The organism is Halomonas sp. DP5Y7-2 (assembly GCF_019802025.1).
In the GTDB taxonomy this organism is placed as follows: Bacteria; Pseudomonadota; Gammaproteobacteria; order Pseudomonadales; family Halomonadaceae; genus Halomonas; species Halomonas litopenaei_A.
On the sequence record NZ_JAHVHY010000005.1, the window covers coordinates 90,400 to 104,648 of the forward strand.

Annotated in this window: 15 protein-coding genes; 1 reads left to right on the forward strand and 14 read right to left on the reverse strand. The window is 60.9% G+C overall.

From position 1 onward, the window contains the following. Nucleotides 1–2 precede the first annotated feature (2 nt). Nucleotides 3–563 (reverse strand): molybdopterin-guanine dinucleotide biosynthesis protein B, encoded by a 561-nt coding sequence (gene mobB, locus KUW18_RS10315; RefSeq protein WP_222486143.1) that lies wholly within the window; start codon nucleotides 561–563, stop codon nucleotides 3–5. Then, entirely contained in the window at nucleotides 560–1,168 is a 609-nt protein-coding gene (gene mobA, locus KUW18_RS10320; protein WP_206944570.1) for a molybdenum cofactor guanylyltransferase MobA, read from the reverse strand. The genes mobB and mobA overlap by 4 nt, the downstream gene beginning before the upstream one ends. Nucleotides 1,169–1,345: 177 nt before the next feature. On the opposite strand from mobA, the gene KUW18_RS10325 reads away from it, so the two are divergent. Then, the gene (locus KUW18_RS10325; protein WP_206944764.1) at nucleotides 1,346–1,927 is read left to right on the forward strand and encodes a cupin domain-containing protein; all 582 of its coding nucleotides are present in this window, start codon (nucleotides 1,346–1,348) and stop codon (nucleotides 1,925–1,927) included. Between the two features lie 119 nt (nucleotides 1,928–2,046). Here KUW18_RS10325 and KUW18_RS10330 read toward each other — a convergent pair whose 3' ends face one another. From KUW18_RS10330 to KUW18_RS10385, 12 genes are all read right to left on the reverse strand, one after another. Beyond that, the gene (locus KUW18_RS10330; RefSeq protein ID WP_206944571.1) at nucleotides 2,047–3,312 is read right to left on the reverse strand and encodes a uracil-xanthine permease family protein; all 1,266 of its coding nucleotides are present in this window, start codon (nucleotides 3,310–3,312) and stop codon (nucleotides 2,047–2,049) included. A 307-nt stretch (nucleotides 3,313–3,619) separates the two neighbouring features. Next, complete coding sequence (locus KUW18_RS10335; RefSeq protein ID WP_222561367.1) at nucleotides 3,620–5,359, reverse strand: ABC transporter substrate-binding protein; 1,740 nt, start codon at nucleotides 5,357–5,359, stop codon at nucleotides 3,620–3,622. Between the two features lie 76 nt (nucleotides 5,360–5,435). Further along, the gene (locus KUW18_RS10340) at nucleotides 5,436–5,708 is read right to left on the reverse strand and encodes a DUF2160 domain-containing protein (RefSeq protein WP_206944573.1); all 273 of its coding nucleotides are present in this window, start codon (nucleotides 5,706–5,708) and stop codon (nucleotides 5,436–5,438) included. Between the two features lie 11 nt (nucleotides 5,709–5,719). Then, on the reverse strand, nucleotides 5,720–6,496 hold the full coding sequence (locus tag KUW18_RS10345; RefSeq protein ID WP_409995801.1) for a carbohydrate ABC transporter permease: 777 nt from the start codon (nucleotides 6,494–6,496) through the stop codon (nucleotides 5,720–5,722). A 109-nt stretch (nucleotides 6,497–6,605) separates the two neighbouring features. Beyond that, the gene (locus KUW18_RS10350) at nucleotides 6,606–7,493 is read right to left on the reverse strand and encodes a carbohydrate ABC transporter permease (protein ID WP_206944575.1); all 888 of its coding nucleotides are present in this window, start codon (nucleotides 7,491–7,493) and stop codon (nucleotides 6,606–6,608) included. Further along, nucleotides 7,490–8,590, reverse strand: a complete 1,101-nt coding sequence (locus KUW18_RS10355; protein WP_222486139.1) for an ABC transporter ATP-binding protein — start codon at nucleotides 8,588–8,590, stop codon at nucleotides 7,490–7,492. Before KUW18_RS10355 ends, KUW18_RS10350 begins: the two co-directional genes overlap by 4 nt. Further along, nucleotides 8,591–9,733, reverse strand: a complete 1,143-nt coding sequence (locus tag KUW18_RS10360; RefSeq protein WP_222561368.1) for an ABC transporter ATP-binding protein — start codon at nucleotides 9,731–9,733, stop codon at nucleotides 8,591–8,593. A gap of 361 nt (nucleotides 9,734–10,094) precedes the next feature. Further along, on the reverse strand, nucleotides 10,095–10,724 hold the full coding sequence (gene upp / locus KUW18_RS10365; protein WP_206944580.1) for a uracil phosphoribosyltransferase: 630 nt from the start codon (nucleotides 10,722–10,724) through the stop codon (nucleotides 10,095–10,097). 176 nt (nucleotides 10,725–10,900) lie between these two features. Next, entirely contained in the window at nucleotides 10,901–11,584 is a 684-nt protein-coding gene (gene ung / locus KUW18_RS10370; protein ID WP_222486137.1) for a uracil-DNA glycosylase, read from the reverse strand. 5 nt (nucleotides 11,585–11,589) lie between these two features. Then, nucleotides 11,590–12,066 carry a xanthine phosphoribosyltransferase gene (gpt, locus tag KUW18_RS10375; protein WP_206944584.1) on the reverse strand — a complete coding sequence of 159 codons (477 nt, stop codon included), beginning with the start codon at nucleotides 12,064–12,066 and terminating at the stop codon, nucleotides 11,590–11,592. Between the two features lie 3 nt (nucleotides 12,067–12,069). After that, complete coding sequence (locus KUW18_RS10380) at nucleotides 12,070–12,615, reverse strand: adenine phosphoribosyltransferase (RefSeq protein ID WP_206944586.1); 546 nt, start codon at nucleotides 12,613–12,615, stop codon at nucleotides 12,070–12,072. Nucleotides 12,616–12,771: 156 nt separating this feature from the next. After that, entirely contained in the window at nucleotides 12,772–14,103 is a 1,332-nt protein-coding gene (locus KUW18_RS10385) for an NCS2 family permease (RefSeq protein WP_206944588.1), read from the reverse strand. Nucleotides 14,104–14,249: the final 146 nt, after the last annotated feature.

A 14,249-nucleotide genomic window follows, 5' to 3' on the forward strand; every position in this document is an offset into this window, starting at 1 on the left:
CATCAGCGTCCCTCCTGCGTCGCCAGCCAGCCGCTCCAGTCAGCAGCCCACCGCAACATCCACTCGACCAGCTGGTCGTGGGCATTCAGATCCAGCGTCTCGACCGCGGTGCTCAGGGGAGTATCACAGGCTACCGCCTGCACCCAGGGATCCTCGGTCGCCAGCAGCGGCTTGCCTAACGCGGCACGGTGCAGTTCCAGCTTGGGCATTGGCCAGTCCTTGAATCCCTCCACCAGCGTCAGGTCCGCCTTCAGTGGCGCCACCATGGCCAGCAGCGTCTGCAGGTCCGCTTCCTCAGCTTCGGGGGTCTCCAGCATCATCGCCACCCTTGCCCGGGAGGCGATCAGCACCGGCTCCGCCCCGGCCATTCGCAAGCGGTGACTGTCCTTGCCAGGCTGATCGACATCGAAACGGTGATGCGCGTGCTTGATGACCGATACCCGCAGCCCTTTCCCCTTCAGCATCGGTACGATGCGCTCCAGCAAGGTGGTCTTGCCGGTCCCGCTCCAGGCGGCGATGCCCAATACCGGCTGTTGCGGTTGCCATTGCAGCCGGGACCTCATGAGCCCTCCCCTGGACGAGTGGGCTCAAGACGCTGACGCTCTTCTTCAGTGTTGAGGTTGGCAAAAGCGTCCGCACAGTCGCTCAGATCGACCGTGGCCCAGGCATGTCGCGCGTACCAGCGATCGATCTTGCGCTCTCCCTGCGCCAACGCCTGTGCCAGATCTTCGCGCAGATGACCTGCCAGCAGCGCTACCACCGGGTGTAGGCGCTCTCCGTCATGGGCCACCAGGATGTCCATCCCCTCACGCCAGCCGGCCAACATGCGTGGCACCAGGTCATGGGGCAGTAGCGGACTGTCGCAGGGCACGACCATGACCCAGGGGCTGTCCGCAGCCTCAAGCGCACTGTAGATGCCCATCAGCGGCCCCTGAAAGCCCTCGGCAGCGTCCTTGAAGACACCATCGGCAAGCGCCGCATAGTCCTCATGATGACGATTGGCATTGATCAGTACAGAACCCACGTGGGGTCGCAGACAGGCGACCGCATGGGCGGCTAGGGGCTGACCCGCAAAGGACACCAGGCCCTTGTCGATGCCTCCCATGCGACGTCCCTGACCACCCGCCAGGACAACACCACATACCTCGCTTGCCTGAGGTTTCACCACAAGAAGCTCCTATTGCTATGTTCGTCATGCATCACTACATGATGCCTCAGGCCGTAGGTAGTCGCCATGCACGCATAGAGGTAGTCCGAGAGCGCGAGGGTGACCCACCCAGGCCATAGCAGGTATCATGTGTCCATCATTTTGCACGACAGCGACTCACGAATGGCGGACACCAGGATGGACGACGGTTTCGATGTCGGCGCTAGGTTGCGCCAACTACGTCAGGAAAAACAGTTATCTCAGCGCGAACTAGCGAAAAGAGCGGGCGTCACCAACAGTACTATCTCGCTTATCGAGCTGAATAATGTCAGCCCTTCGGTCAGCTCCCTTAAGAAGATACTTGACGCCTTACCGGTCTCCATCAGCGCCTTCTTCGCCGCCGACGAGCCCAATCATCCGAGCCCCTTCTATCGCGCTGCGGAGTTGACCGAGATCGGTGATCGCCACCTTTCATGGCGACTTGTCGCCGCCAGACGCCCCGACCGGCGCATGTCGGTATTGCACGAGCGCTATCCACCTGGTGCCGATACCGGCGAGGAAATGCTGGAGCATGATGGCGAAGAAGGCGGTGTCGTCATCGCCGGGGAGATCGAGATCACCGTCAACGGAGAGACGGGGCTGCTTGGCCCAGGAGATGCCTACTACTTTGACTCCCGCCTGCCCCACCGGTTTCGCAATCTGGGGCAGGAAGAATGCGTGATCGTCAGCGCCAATACCCCGCCCACCTTTTCAGATGGTGGCGAACAGATCCATCACTGAGAGCTTGGCTGTTCAGCCCTTGTCCGATCAGGACCGCGGGGACAATCTCACCGCTCACCGAGTGAGCGTCAAAGCAGTGGACGACGCCGCCAGGCTGCGGCGTCGCCCCGGCACTTCGGCTAGGCCTCTTCCCGAGCGCGCGGCAGTATCAAATTCAGCGCGATGCCCACCAGGGCGGCAAGGCTGACGCCCTGCAGGGCAAACTGCCCTCCACCAAACTGCATGCCACCGATACCGAAGACCAGAATCAACGACACGACCACCAGGTTACGCGGCGCTGTCAGCGGCTTGCCCGCGCGCACCAGGGTATTCATCCCGACTACCGCAATGGAACCGAACAGCAGCGTCATGATGCCCCCCATGACCGGCGCAGGTATGGTCTGGAGCACGGCTCCCAGCTTGGCCACGAAGGCCAGCAGGATGGCCACCAACGCCGCCGACACCATGAACATCGGATTGAACGCCCGGGTCAGGGTGACCGCCCCGGTTACCTCGGAGTAGGTGGTATTGGGCGGCCCGCCAAACATGGCCGCAGAGATGGTGGCGAGGCCATCGCCCAGCAAGGTGCGATGAAGACCGGGCTTTTCCAGGTAGTTGCGGCGCGTGACCGAACCGATGGCAATCATGTCACCAATGTGCTCGACCGCAGGCGCAATGGCCACAGGGATCATGAACGCGATGGCCAACCAGTTGAAGCTAGGAGCGGTAAAGGATGGCAGCGCCAGCCAAGAGGCTTCGCGCACCGGAGTAAAGTCAACGACTCCCATCAACAGGGCCAGCAGGTAGCCCGTCACGATGCCACCCATGATCGGCACCAGGCGCAGCAGACCACGTCCGAACACTGCCAGAATCAAGGTAACCAGCAAGCTCGACATGGACAGAACCATGGCCTGAGCGTAACCGATCCCTTCGCTGTTCTCACCGGTCGCCATATTGACCGCTACGGGCGCCAGAGCAAGGCCGATCACCATGATGACGGGCCCTACCACCACCGGCGGCAGCAACCGATGAAGCCAACCGGTCCCCTTCAGGCGCACCGCCTGCGAAATCACCACGTACACCAGGCCCGCCGCGATCAACCCGCCCAGGGTGGCGGACACCCCAAAGTGCGCAATGGAGCCCTGAATTGGCGCGATGAAGGCAAAGGAGGATGCCAGGAACACCGGCACCGTCATCCGCGTGGTGAAGTGAAACACCAGCGTACCGATACCGGCGGTGAACATAGCGACATTGGGATCAAGCCCGGTCAGCAGAGGCACCAGCACCAGGGCACCGAAGGCCACGAACAGCATCTGCGCGCCGACCAGCGCGAGTCTGGGCAATGAATCCGACGCCGTCGCTGAGGGTTCGGGTGGCTGAGTTGACGAAGAATGGGGGTCAGACATGAGGGGGCTCCGTGGTGAACAGGAAGTCTGCTGTGGGGCGAAAAGAGGCTCATCGCGCCAACAGCCGATTCCAAACGCGGGCCATGTTACCAATCCCGGCGCCCCTTCAGGGCACAATTTTGCGCCAACCCCAGGTCGCCAACGCAGCAATCACGCAACCCTTCCCCTTTTTGCCAAGCGCTAGTCCCCCTTTGGCTCCCCCTGATGGCTCCCCTTGATGGCTCACTCAGTGCTGCTGAAACTGCTCTGCAAGACAAAGCCCCCCATCCTGAGGATTGGGGGGCCGGCACACACCGCTATACCGGGATTACTCTCGGGTACCCGCGGACATCCAGTCTTCCATCATCTGGTCATAGGGCACCGTGGTGCCCTGGGGCATTTCATCGTCCAGCTTGGCCTTGGGCGAGCCAGGCTGGCTCAGCCACTGCTCGGGATCCTTGGGCTCATTGAGAATCGGCTCGTAGGTGGCAAACACCTTGGCCCGAGCCAGTCGCGCCATGATGTTATCCAGATCTGCCGCCAGATTATCGAGCGCCTCCTGGGCGGAAATATCGCCATTCACCGCCGGTGCCAAGTTCTGCCACCACAATGGCGCCATGCGCGGATAGTCCGGCACATTGGTTCCCGTTGGCGTCCACTTGGCTTCGTTGGGGCTGCGGTAGAACTCCACCAGCCCACCCAGCTTGGGCGCCATCTCGGTCATCTGCTCGGAGAAGATGTCCGACCGCCGAATCGGCGTCAGCCCCGCCATCAGCTTTTCCAGAGACACCGTCTTTGACACGCTGAATTGAGCGAACAACCAGGCAGCACTGCGACGGTCTTCAGGCGTCGAGTCGAAGAAGGTCCAGGCGCCAACATCCTGATAGCCCACCTTCATTCCTTCTTCCCAGTACGGACCCGTCGGTGATGGGGCCATCCGCCATTTGGGATTGCCCTGGTCATCGGTCACCGCCACGTCCGGACTGACCATGTCGGCGGTAAAGGCGGTGTACCAGAACATCTGCTGCGCCACATTACCCTGGGCCGGCACGGGACCCGCCTCACCAAAGGTCATGCCCTGTGCCTCGGGAGGAGCAAAGTCTCTGAGCCAGTCGACCATCTTGGTGACGGCAAACACCGAAGCCGGGGAATTGGTGGCCCCGCCTCGGCTGACGCTGGCTCCCACCGGATGACTGTCCTCGTCTACGCGAATACCCCAGTCATCCACCGGGTTGCCGAACGGCACCCCAGGGCTGCCCATTCCGGCCATGGATAGCCAGGAGTCATGGAAACGCCAACCCAGCGAGGGATCTCGACGTCCATAATCCATATGGCCATAGACCTTTTGCCCGTCGATCTCGCCGATGTGCTCGCTGAAGAACTCAGCGATATCCTGGTACGCCGTCCAGTTGGTCGGCACGCCTAGCTCATAGCCGTAGAGATCACGGAACTGCTGTTGAAAGTCCTCTCTCTGGAACCAGTCGTAGCGGAACCAGTAAAGGTTCGCGAACTGCTGGTCCGGTAGCTGGTAAAGGCTGCCATCTGGCCCCGTGGTGTACTGAATCCCGATAAAGTCCTCCAGATCCAGGCTTGGCAGCGTCAGCTCCTTCCACTCGTTGGCCATGGCATCACTGAGATTGATGGTCGATCCGTAGCGAATGTGGGTGCCAATGGAATCGGAGTCATTGATATAGGCGTCGTAGATATTGCGACCCGACTGCATCTGGGTCTGCATGTTCTGAACCACATCCCCCTCGCCGATGATGTTGTGGGTCACCTCTATCCCGGTCAGCTCGAGAAAGGCCGGCGTCAGCACGTCCCGCTCCCAGGTATGGGTGGTCAACCCTTCCGCCACCGTGTTGATTGCCATGCCACGAAAGGGCTCCGCGGCCTCGGCAAACCACTCCAGTTCGGCGATCCGCTGCTCCCGCGTCAAGGTGGAGTTTGCGAACACTTCATCGGCCAGCCGCTCGATCACTGCGGCACGATCTTCCTGGGCAATGGCGTCGCCTGCCAATAGCAGCAATCCGGCTACACCTACCCTGCTGAGCTTGCGTCTCACGTTCATGGTCACCTCATTGTTATCATTGATGAAGGCCAGCCTCGCTATCGTCGCCAGCCAATGGGTGCAGGCATGCTGTCGGTTACCCCCAGCGCAACAGCAGCACCATCCACACCACCGATAACGCCAATGCCAGCCACAGACCAAGGCTGGTAAAGCCGATAACGGCGAGGTGGATATACGCCGCCGACAGCATGCCGATAAAGAACCGGTCTCCCCGCGTTGTGCTGATCGGAAGAAAACCGCGGCGCTCGCGGCTGGGCGAGATCAGCTCCCAGGTGGTCATCAGCACCAGCAGCAGTGCGATGACGGAGAAGAACATCGCCGTAGGTAGGGTCCACACCATCCAGTCCATGTCGCGGCTCCTTAGGTGCGCCCCAGAGCAAAGCCCTTGGCGATATGATGGCGGACGAAAAACACCACCACGATGCCCGGCACGATGGTCAGCACTCCCGCTGCCGCCAGGGTTCCCCAATCGATACCAGAGGCGGTGGAGGTTCTCGTCATGACAGACACGATGGGCTGGGCCTCCGTGGAGGTGAGGGTGCGGGCCAGCAGCAGCTCGACCCAGGAAAACATGAACAGAAAGAACAGGGTCACGCCGATGCCTGAGCGAATCATCGGAATGAAGAGCTGGACAAAGAACCGCGGGAAGCTGTAGCCATCGATAAAGGCGGTCTCGTCAATTTCCTTGGGCACGCTGGACATGAAGCCCTCGAGAATCCAGACCGCCAACGGTATGTTGAACAGGCAATGGGCCAAGGCCACGGCGATGTGCGTATCGAACAGGCCGACCGTGTAGTAGAGCTGAAAGTAAGGCAGCAGGAAGACGGCAGGCGGCGCCATCATGTTGGTCAAAAGCCAGAAGAACAGGTGCTTGTCACCGATGAACCGATAGCGACTGAAGGCATAGGCGGCGGGCAAGGCCACCGCCATGCTGATGACCATGTTCATCACCACATAGGTCATGGAGTTGACGTAGCCCATGTACCAGCTGGGGTCGGTGAAGATCCGGGTGTAGTTGTCGAAGGTCAGCGCCTGAGGCCACAGGGTCAGCTCTCCCAGGATCTCGTTGTTGGTCTGCAGTGACATGTTGACCAACCAGTAGATGGGTAGCAGTACGAACACCAGATAGGCCAGCATCAACCCACCGCGTCGTATCCTGCGTCCGGCCGAGCGCTGGCGACGCCGACGCCTGGCCGCCTGCCGTGCGGCGTGCTCGTTCACCTGGTCAGGGCTGGATGGCAATGGCCTAGTCATGGCGCGACCCTCCTTGGCGATCCTTCTGCAGATTCATGATGGCGGTATAGAACACCCAGCACACCAGCAGAATGATCAGGAAGTAGATCAACGAGAACGCCGCCGACGGCCCCACATCGAACTGGGCGGTGGCCATGATGGCGAGGGACTGACTGAGAAAGGTGGTGGCACTGCCCGGCCCACCGCCGGTCAGCACGAAGGGTTCCGCATAGATCATGAAGGAGTGCATGAACCGGAGCAGCACGCCAATCACCAGCACATTGGTCAACTTGGGCAATTGGATGTAGCGGAACACCGCCCAGCGTGACGCCCGGTCAATCCTGGCAGCCTGGTAGTAGGCCTCGGGAATCGCCTGCAGACCGCTGTAACACAGCAAGGCGATCAGCGATGTCCAATGCCACACATCCATCAGCACGATGGTGACCCAGGCATCCATCGGATTCGAGGTGATGTTATAGGGATACCCCAGCTGGCGCAGGCTGAAACCCATCAGACCGATATCCCCGCGGGTGAATATCTGCCAGATGCTGCCGACCACATTCCAGGGAATCAGCAGTGGCAATGTCACCAGCACCAGCACCAGCGAGGCCCGCCAGCCCCGCTTGGGCATCAGCAACGCGATACCGACCCCCAGGGGCACTTGAATCACCAGAATGGTCAGCGAGAAGGCAAACTGCCGACCCAGAGCCGCCTGCAAGGCGGGGTCATTGAGCATTTGCACGAACCATTCGGTTCCGGTGAAAAACCGCGTATTGGCGTCGAACACATCCTGTACGGAGTAATTGACCACGGTCATCAACGGCACAATGGCGGAGAATGCCACCAGCAACAGCATGGGCAGCACCAGCCACCAGGCCCGGTTATTCGGCACCTTGTTCATGACGCCACCTCCACCCGCCGTTCATCCACGTAGAGCCCCAACCAACGCTCGGGAAAGTGCAGGTGAATGCACGACGTCGCTGGGTCGAGGGCATCGTCGACCCGTACCTTGCAGGTCAGACTGCCCAGCGAGGCAGTGACAATGCGGTAGGTACCAAGATCCTGAAGGTGAGAGACCGTGGCTGGCATGCCGCCGTCGTCCGCGGACACCACCTCGATGAATTCAGGCCGAATGCCGAGGGTGACGTTGTCGCTGCGGGACATGGCATCGCGCAGGGCACTCATAAAGCCGGGCGACAGCGGCAGCGGCTGCCCACCCACGAGTGCCCCATCGGCGTCGAGCTGTGGCGTGAAGAAGTTCATGCCGGGGCTACCGATGAAGTAGCCGACAAAGGTATGTGCGGGGGCTTCGAAGAGTTCCCGCGGCGTCCCGAATTGCACGATGCTGCCTTGGTACATCACCGCGATCTTGTCGGCAAAGGTGGAGGCCTCCAGCTGATCATGGGTCACGTAGATCATCGTGACCGCAAAGCGCTGATGAATCTCCTTGAGCTTGCGACGCAGCTTCCATTTCAGCTGGGGATCGATCACCGTCAATGGCTCATCAAACAGAATCGCCGCAACATCGTCGCGCACCAGGCCCCGCCCCATCGACACTTTCTGCTTTTCATCGGCCGTCAGATTGCGCGCCTTGCGCGGCAGTTGCGCGGTCAGGTCGAGAATGTCCGCCACCTCCTCGACCCGCTCTCTGACACGCTCCTCGGAAGTGCCGACGTTACGCAGAGGAAAGGCCAGGTTGTCGAACACGGTCATGGTGTCGTAGACCACCGGAAACTGGAACACCTGGGCAATGTTGCGCTCTTCCGGCGGCAGCTCATTGACCTGAACACCATCGAACAGCACCTCGCCCTGGGACGGCACCAGTAGACCGGAGATAATATTCAGCAGCGTCGACTTGCCGCAGCCAGACGGCCCAAGCAGCGCGTAGGCGCCTCCCTGTTCCCAGGTATGCGTCATGCGCTCGATCGCAAAGTCAGCCGGACCGGACGGCTGCTGCAGATAGCTGTGCGCCAGTTGCTCAAGACGTATCTCTGCCATCTAGCGCTCCTCCCGATGGATTGCACTCGCGGGGGCGTGTTCGGCTCTGCGTGACATACTGGCCCCCACCTCAGCAGGCACGGCCACCGTCCTGCCCTGCATGTCGAACACGTACAGTCGATGCACCGGCACATATAGCCGCAGCGGAGCGTCTACCTGAAAGCCGTGCACACCCTCCAGATGGGCCACCAGCGACATGCGAGCGTTGCCCACATGGAGAAACGTCTCGGAGCCGCTGATCTCGGCCAGCTCGACGCAGACATCCAAGGCCAGATCATCGTCGGATTGCGGCGCAATCGCCAGGTGGGCAGGACGTACCCCAAAGTGGTAGCGCCCCTCTTCGAGCCGCGACATGCCGGCGTCAACGGCGAAAGCGGGCTCGCCATCAAAACTGACGTGGCCGTCCCGGATCTCGCCTTCGAGCACATTCATGGGGGGTTCGGAGAACATGTCCGCAGCGGTCAGCGACACCGGCTCACGGTACACCGTCGCGGCAGGCCCATGCTGGACCAGGCGACCTTCATGCAGAATGGCGGTGTCGCCACCCAGCGCGAGTGCCTCTGCGGGCTCCGTGGTGGCATAGACAGCGATGCAGTCCCGTCGGGCGAACAGCTCACGCAGCTCTTCCCGAAACTCTTCCCGCAGCTTGTAGTCCAGATTGACCAGAGGCTCATCGAACAACACCAGCTCAGCGTCCTTGACCAGCGCCCGTGCCATCGCGGTGCGCTGCTGCTGCCCGCCAGACAGCTCCAGCGGCTGACGATCCAGCAGTCCCTCGATATGCAGCAGCTCAGCCACCTCCTGCACCCGGCGCCGAAGTTCTGCCTTGGGAGCCCGTGCCAGCTTGAGCGGAGATGCAATGTTGTCGAAGACACTCTGGTGGGGGTAGTTGATGAACTGCTGATAGACCATGGCCACATTGCGTTGGCGCACGCCCTTTCCTGTCACGTCTTCACCGTTGATCAGGATACGTCCTCGGCTGGGTTGATCCAGCCCAGCCATCAAGCGCATCAGGCTCGTCTTTCCCGCCAGGGTTCGCCCCAGCAGAACATTGAACGAGCCTGGCGCCAGCGTCAGACTAACGTCGTCAATGTGGGTCTCGTTTGCCACCCTGCGGGTGACACCGTCGAGGATCAGGGTCATGGGCCGTCTCATTCCACCGAACATCGCCCTCCTTCGAAGGCGTCATCTGTACGGTAGTAGAGATTGTCGAAGGCACCCCGGTGTTTTTAAACGAAACCCCTCAATCACCCCGACACATCACCAACAATCCATCACAACACATTGAAATAAAACGTCTTTCACCAATTCATCAACTTTTGTCTAATGCAGAACACTTCTGCGCAGCATCCTCTCGTGCGCAGGCAATGTTGTTTTAGTGAAAAAAAACGCGCCCAATGTTCGTAAAAGAACATTGGGCGCATGTCTCGACAGCCAGTCTGATCAACTCGCCGGGGCGACGGCCGTGACCGACCGCATCATGACCCCGCAGGCGTGGCTGGTCTCAACGAGTACCAAAGATCTTGTCGCCGGCATCGCCGAGACCGGGAACGATATAGCCGTTCTCGTCCAGGCGCTCATCCACGGATGCGGTATAAATCTCGATATCCGGATACGCCTCCTGCACGCGGCGAATGCCCTCCGGCGCCGCGACCAGCACGATCACACGCATCAGCTGACAGCCGCGTTCACGCAGCATGTCGAGCGTGGCGACCATGGAGCCACCGGTAGCCAGCATCGGGTCGATGACTACCGCCATGCGCTCATCGAGGTCGTTGGTAAACTTCGAGAAATAGGGAACAGGCTCCAGCGTTTCCTCATCACGGTACAGGCCAACGACGCTGACCCGCGCACTGGGAATCAGGTCGGTCACGCCCTCCAGCATGCCCAGACCGGCACGCAGGATCGGGACGATCGTCACCTTCTTGCCCTTGAGCTGCTTGACGGTAATGGTGTTGCCACTCCAGCCGTCGATGGCGTGATCTTCCAGCTCCAGATCCTGAGTCGCCTCGTAGGTGAGCAGTTTGGCCACCTCGCCAGCCAGCTCACGGAAGCTCTTGGTGCTGATACCGGCTTCACGCATCAAACCGAGTTTGTGCTGGACCAGGGGGTGATCGATGGCATGGACGCTCATGACGAGTCCTCTTAGATGACGGAGAGGGTGGGACTAGGACGACCTTCGTCGCATGGACGCGGGCGACAAATTGCGCGCCATTCTACCCGTATCCTGCTCTCAGGTTAACCCGCTGCGAACAATCGCCGCTGAGCCTTGCCACCGACGCCTGCACGGCCCGGTGGCGAGGCAGCCCGCTAGGGGCTAGACGGCAGCTGCCAGTCGATCGGCCCACGCCCCTGCTCTTGGAGAAACGCATTCGCCCGCGAGAAGTGGTGGTTACCGAAGAAGCCTCGATGGGCGGACAGCGGCGAGGGGTGCGGCGACTCCAGCACCAGGTGACGCTGGCGATCCACCAGCGCTTTCTTCTGGCGCGCGTGGGAGCCCCACAGCAGGAACACGCAGGGCCCTGCTTCGGCGCTCACGGTCTGGATAGCGCGATCGGTAAACGTCTCCCAGCCCTTGCCGCGGTGGGAGCCCGCATTGCCCTCTTCCACCGTCAAGGAGGTGTTCAACAGCAGTACCCCCTGCCTCGCCCAGGCCTCGAGATGCCCGTGGGGCACAGGCTCCACACCCAGGTCCTGGGACAGTTCCTTGTAGACATTGACCAGGGAAGGCGGCGGCTTGATGCCGGCACGTACCGAAAAGCACAGGCCGTGGGCCTGGCCAGGACCGTGGTAGGGGTCCTGGCCGAGAATGACCACCCTGACGTCTTCGAGCGGGGTCAGTTCAAAGGCGCGAAACCAATCCGACGAATGCGGATAGATCACCTTGCGCGCAGCCTTCTCGTCAGCCAGGAAGGCCTTCAACTGCTGCATGTAAGGCGCGTCGAACTCTGCTCCCAGGTGACGCTGCCACGCTCCCGACAACACCTGCCCCATGGCCATCACCGACGCTGGTCGGCCAGGGGTTCCACATAGGCCACACCCATGTCCCAGGGGAACTGGATCCAGCAGTCCTGAGCCACCTCCGTCAGGTACTGATCCACCAGGGGGCGCCCTTCAGGCTTGGCATAGATCGTCACAAAATGCGCCTTGGGCAGCATCTCGCGGACGGCCTTGGCGGTCTTGCCGGTATCGACCAGGTCGTCGACAAGCAGCCAACCTTCGCCGTCGTGATCGACGCCCTTGAGCACCTCGAGGCCCTCTTGCTCCATGTGGTCGTAGCTCTTGATACAGACCGTATCGATCAAGCGCACATTGAGTTCACGGGCGATCAAGGCGGCCGGAATCAGTCCGCCCCGAGTGATAGCGATGATGCCCTTGGTGTCGCGCTCGATCAGCCGATGACACAGCTCGCGCACATCGCGATGCAGCTGGTCCCAGGAGACGACAAAATGACGGTGATAACGATGGCTACTCATGGATCATTCGTCCTCAGTGAACGAGCAAACGGCAAATACGCTGTGACCTGCATCACGAATCTTCTGCGAACCACCCAGGTCGGGCAGGTCCACGATGGCAGAGGTCTCCACCACCTGGCCGCCACTGCGACTGATCAATTCAGCTGCCGCCAGCATGGTGCCTCCGGTAGCGATCAGATCATCGACGACCAGGATACGATCACCATTGCGGAAGGCATCGGAGTGCAGCTCAACCTCAGCCGTGCCGTACTCGAGCGTATAGGTCTGGCTGATGGTGCGAAACGGCAGTTTGCCCTTCTTGCGCACCGGCACAAAGCTGCAGCCCAGCTCGTAAGCGACGGGCGCGCCGACGATAAAACCGCGAGCGTCGATCGCCGCAATCGCGTCCAGATCCATCTCCTGATAGCGGTGCACAAAGCTATCGATGAGCTTGCGGAAGGCGGCACTATTCTGCAAAAGCGGGGTGATGTCACGAAAATTGACGCCCGGCTGTGGCCAGTCGGGAACGGTGCGAATGACAGACTTGATGTAGTCGCCGTAAATGCTCATGGCGGTTCTCGCTAGAAATCGGGTACGAAGGAAATGACAACATCGGGTAGCCCTGCTGACAAGGCTACCCGTCAGATTGACCGCTGCACGGTCCGTCACGCCACCCGCCGCCATTTGCGTCAAAGCCGGCGGCGGAGAGAGGCGGAGGAGCGCCGGTCAATCGAGGAAAATCATCTTGATGGCAAACAGTACGCCCAGGATGACCACGGCAACATTCAGGTCCTTGAAGCGACCTGACAGGGCCTTGATGGCGACATAGCTGACAAAGCCAAAGGCAATACCCTCGGCAATCGAGAAGGTCAACGGCATGGCCAGAGCGGCGATCAGTACCGGGGCCGCCTCGGTGGCATCATCCCAGTCGGCGTGAGCCAGACTGCCCGCCATCAGGGAGGCCACGTACAGCAGCGCCCCCGCCGTGGCGTAGGCAGGTATGGAGCCCGCCAGCGGCGCAAAGAACAGGCTGAGCAGGAACAGTACGGCCACTACCACGGCCGTCAGGCCAGTCCGCCCGCCGGCAGCGATACCTGCCGTGCTTTCGACGTAGCTGGTAGTGGTCGAGGTGCCCAGCGCCGCACCTGCCATGGAGGCAGTAGAGTCGGCCATCAGCGCGCGCCCCAGACGAGGCAGCTTGCCATCCTTGTCCAGCAGTCCACCGCGATGAGCCACACCGACCAGCGTGCCGGAGGTATCGAACAGGTCAACAAACAGGAAGGCAAAGACCACGCTGATCATCGCCACGTTGAACGCGCCAGCGAGGTCCATCGACATCAAGGTCGGTGCAATGGAAGGCGGCATCGACACCACACCGCTGAATTCATTGTGTCCAAGCAGCATGGCAACCAGCGTCACGCCGAGAATACCGATCATCACCGCCCCGGTGACCCGCAGGTGAGCAAGCGCGGTGATAACGAAGAAACCGGCAAGGGCGTAAAGCGGCGCAGGTTCGGAAAGGTCACCGACTGACACCAGAGTGGCCGGGTTATCCACGATGATGCCAGCATTTTTCATGGCCACCATGGCAAGAAACAGGCCGATGCCGGCAGCAATCCCGAGCCTCAATGTGATCGGAATGGAATTGATGATCCATTCGCGAATGCGGAAGATACTGAGCAGAAAGAAGGTAACGCCCGACAGGAACACCGCACCCAGTGCCGCCTCCCAGGTATAGCCCATCCCGAGCACGACGCCGTAGGTGAAGAAGGCATTGAGGCCCATACCCGGCGCCAGGGCGATGGGGTAATTGGCCCACAGACCCATGATCAGACAGCCCACCGCCGCGGCCACACAGGTAGCCACGAAGACCGCCCCGTAGTCCATGCCCGCTTCGGACAGGATGCTTGGGTTGACGAAGATGATGTACGCCATGGTCAGGAAGGTCGTGATCCCGGCGATGACCTCTGTCTTCACGGTAGTACGGTGTTCGCTGAGCTTGAAGAAGCGATCGAGGGGACTCTTGCCCTGGTTCGATTCAGGCTGGGGATTGGACATGCGCTAGGTCCTGCACGTGGAGTCAATGAGGGGGTGTCCAGGACGAGAGTCACCGACCGTGCCCCGCCACCCGGTGGCTAGAGACACCATATAGCAGGCCGCCGGGGGACGCACGACGATACTGCACAATGAAGCCAACGCTTGAC

Bases quoted from the DNA above. Each gene is read 5' to 3' on its own strand.
- gpt (WP_206944584.1), bottom strand. From the start codon at position 12,066: ATGAGTAGCCATCGTTATCACCGTCATTTTGTCGTCTCCTGGGACCAG.
- KUW18_RS10325 (WP_206944764.1), top strand. From the start codon at position 1,346: ATGGACGACGGTTTCGATGTCGGCGCTAGGTTGCGCCAACTACGTCAG.
- KUW18_RS10330 (WP_206944571.1), bottom strand. From the start codon at position 3,312: ATGTCTGACCCCCATTCTTCGTCAACTCAGCCACCCGAACCCTCAGCG.
- KUW18_RS10350 (WP_206944575.1), bottom strand. From the start codon at position 7,493: ATGAACAAGGTGCCGAATAACCGGGCCTGGTGGCTGGTGCTGCCCATG.
- KUW18_RS10385 (WP_206944588.1), bottom strand. From the start codon at position 14,103: ATGTCCAATCCCCAGCCTGAATCGAACCAGGGCAAGAGTCCCCTCGAT.
- upp (WP_206944580.1), bottom strand. From the start codon at position 10,724: ATGAGCGTCCATGCCATCGATCACCCCCTGGTCCAGCACAAACTCGGT.
- KUW18_RS10335 (WP_222561367.1), bottom strand. From the start codon at position 5,359: ATGAACGTGAGACGCAAGCTCAGCAGGGTAGGTGTAGCCGGATTGCTG.
- KUW18_RS10345 (WP_409995801.1), bottom strand. From the start codon at position 6,496: ATGCTGGCCTATCTGGTGTTCGTACTGCTACCCATCTACTGGTTGGTC.
- ung (WP_222486137.1), bottom strand. From the start codon at position 11,584: ATGGGGCAGGTGTTGTCGGGAGCGTGGCAGCGTCACCTGGGAGCAGAG.
- mobB (WP_222486143.1), bottom strand. From the start codon at position 563: ATGAGGTCCCGGCTGCAATGGCAACCGCAACAGCCGGTATTGGGCATC.
- KUW18_RS10340 (WP_206944573.1), bottom strand. From the start codon at position 5,708: ATGGACTGGATGGTGTGGACCCTACCTACGGCGATGTTCTTCTCCGTC.
- KUW18_RS10380 (WP_206944586.1), bottom strand. From the start codon at position 12,615: ATGAGCATTTACGGCGACTACATCAAGTCTGTCATTCGCACCGTTCCC.
- KUW18_RS10360 (WP_222561368.1), bottom strand. From the start codon at position 9,733: ATGACCCTGATCCTCGACGGTGTCACCCGCAGGGTGGCAAACGAGACC.
- KUW18_RS10355 (WP_222486139.1), bottom strand. From the start codon at position 8,590: ATGGCAGAGATACGTCTTGAGCAACTGGCGCACAGCTATCTGCAGCAG.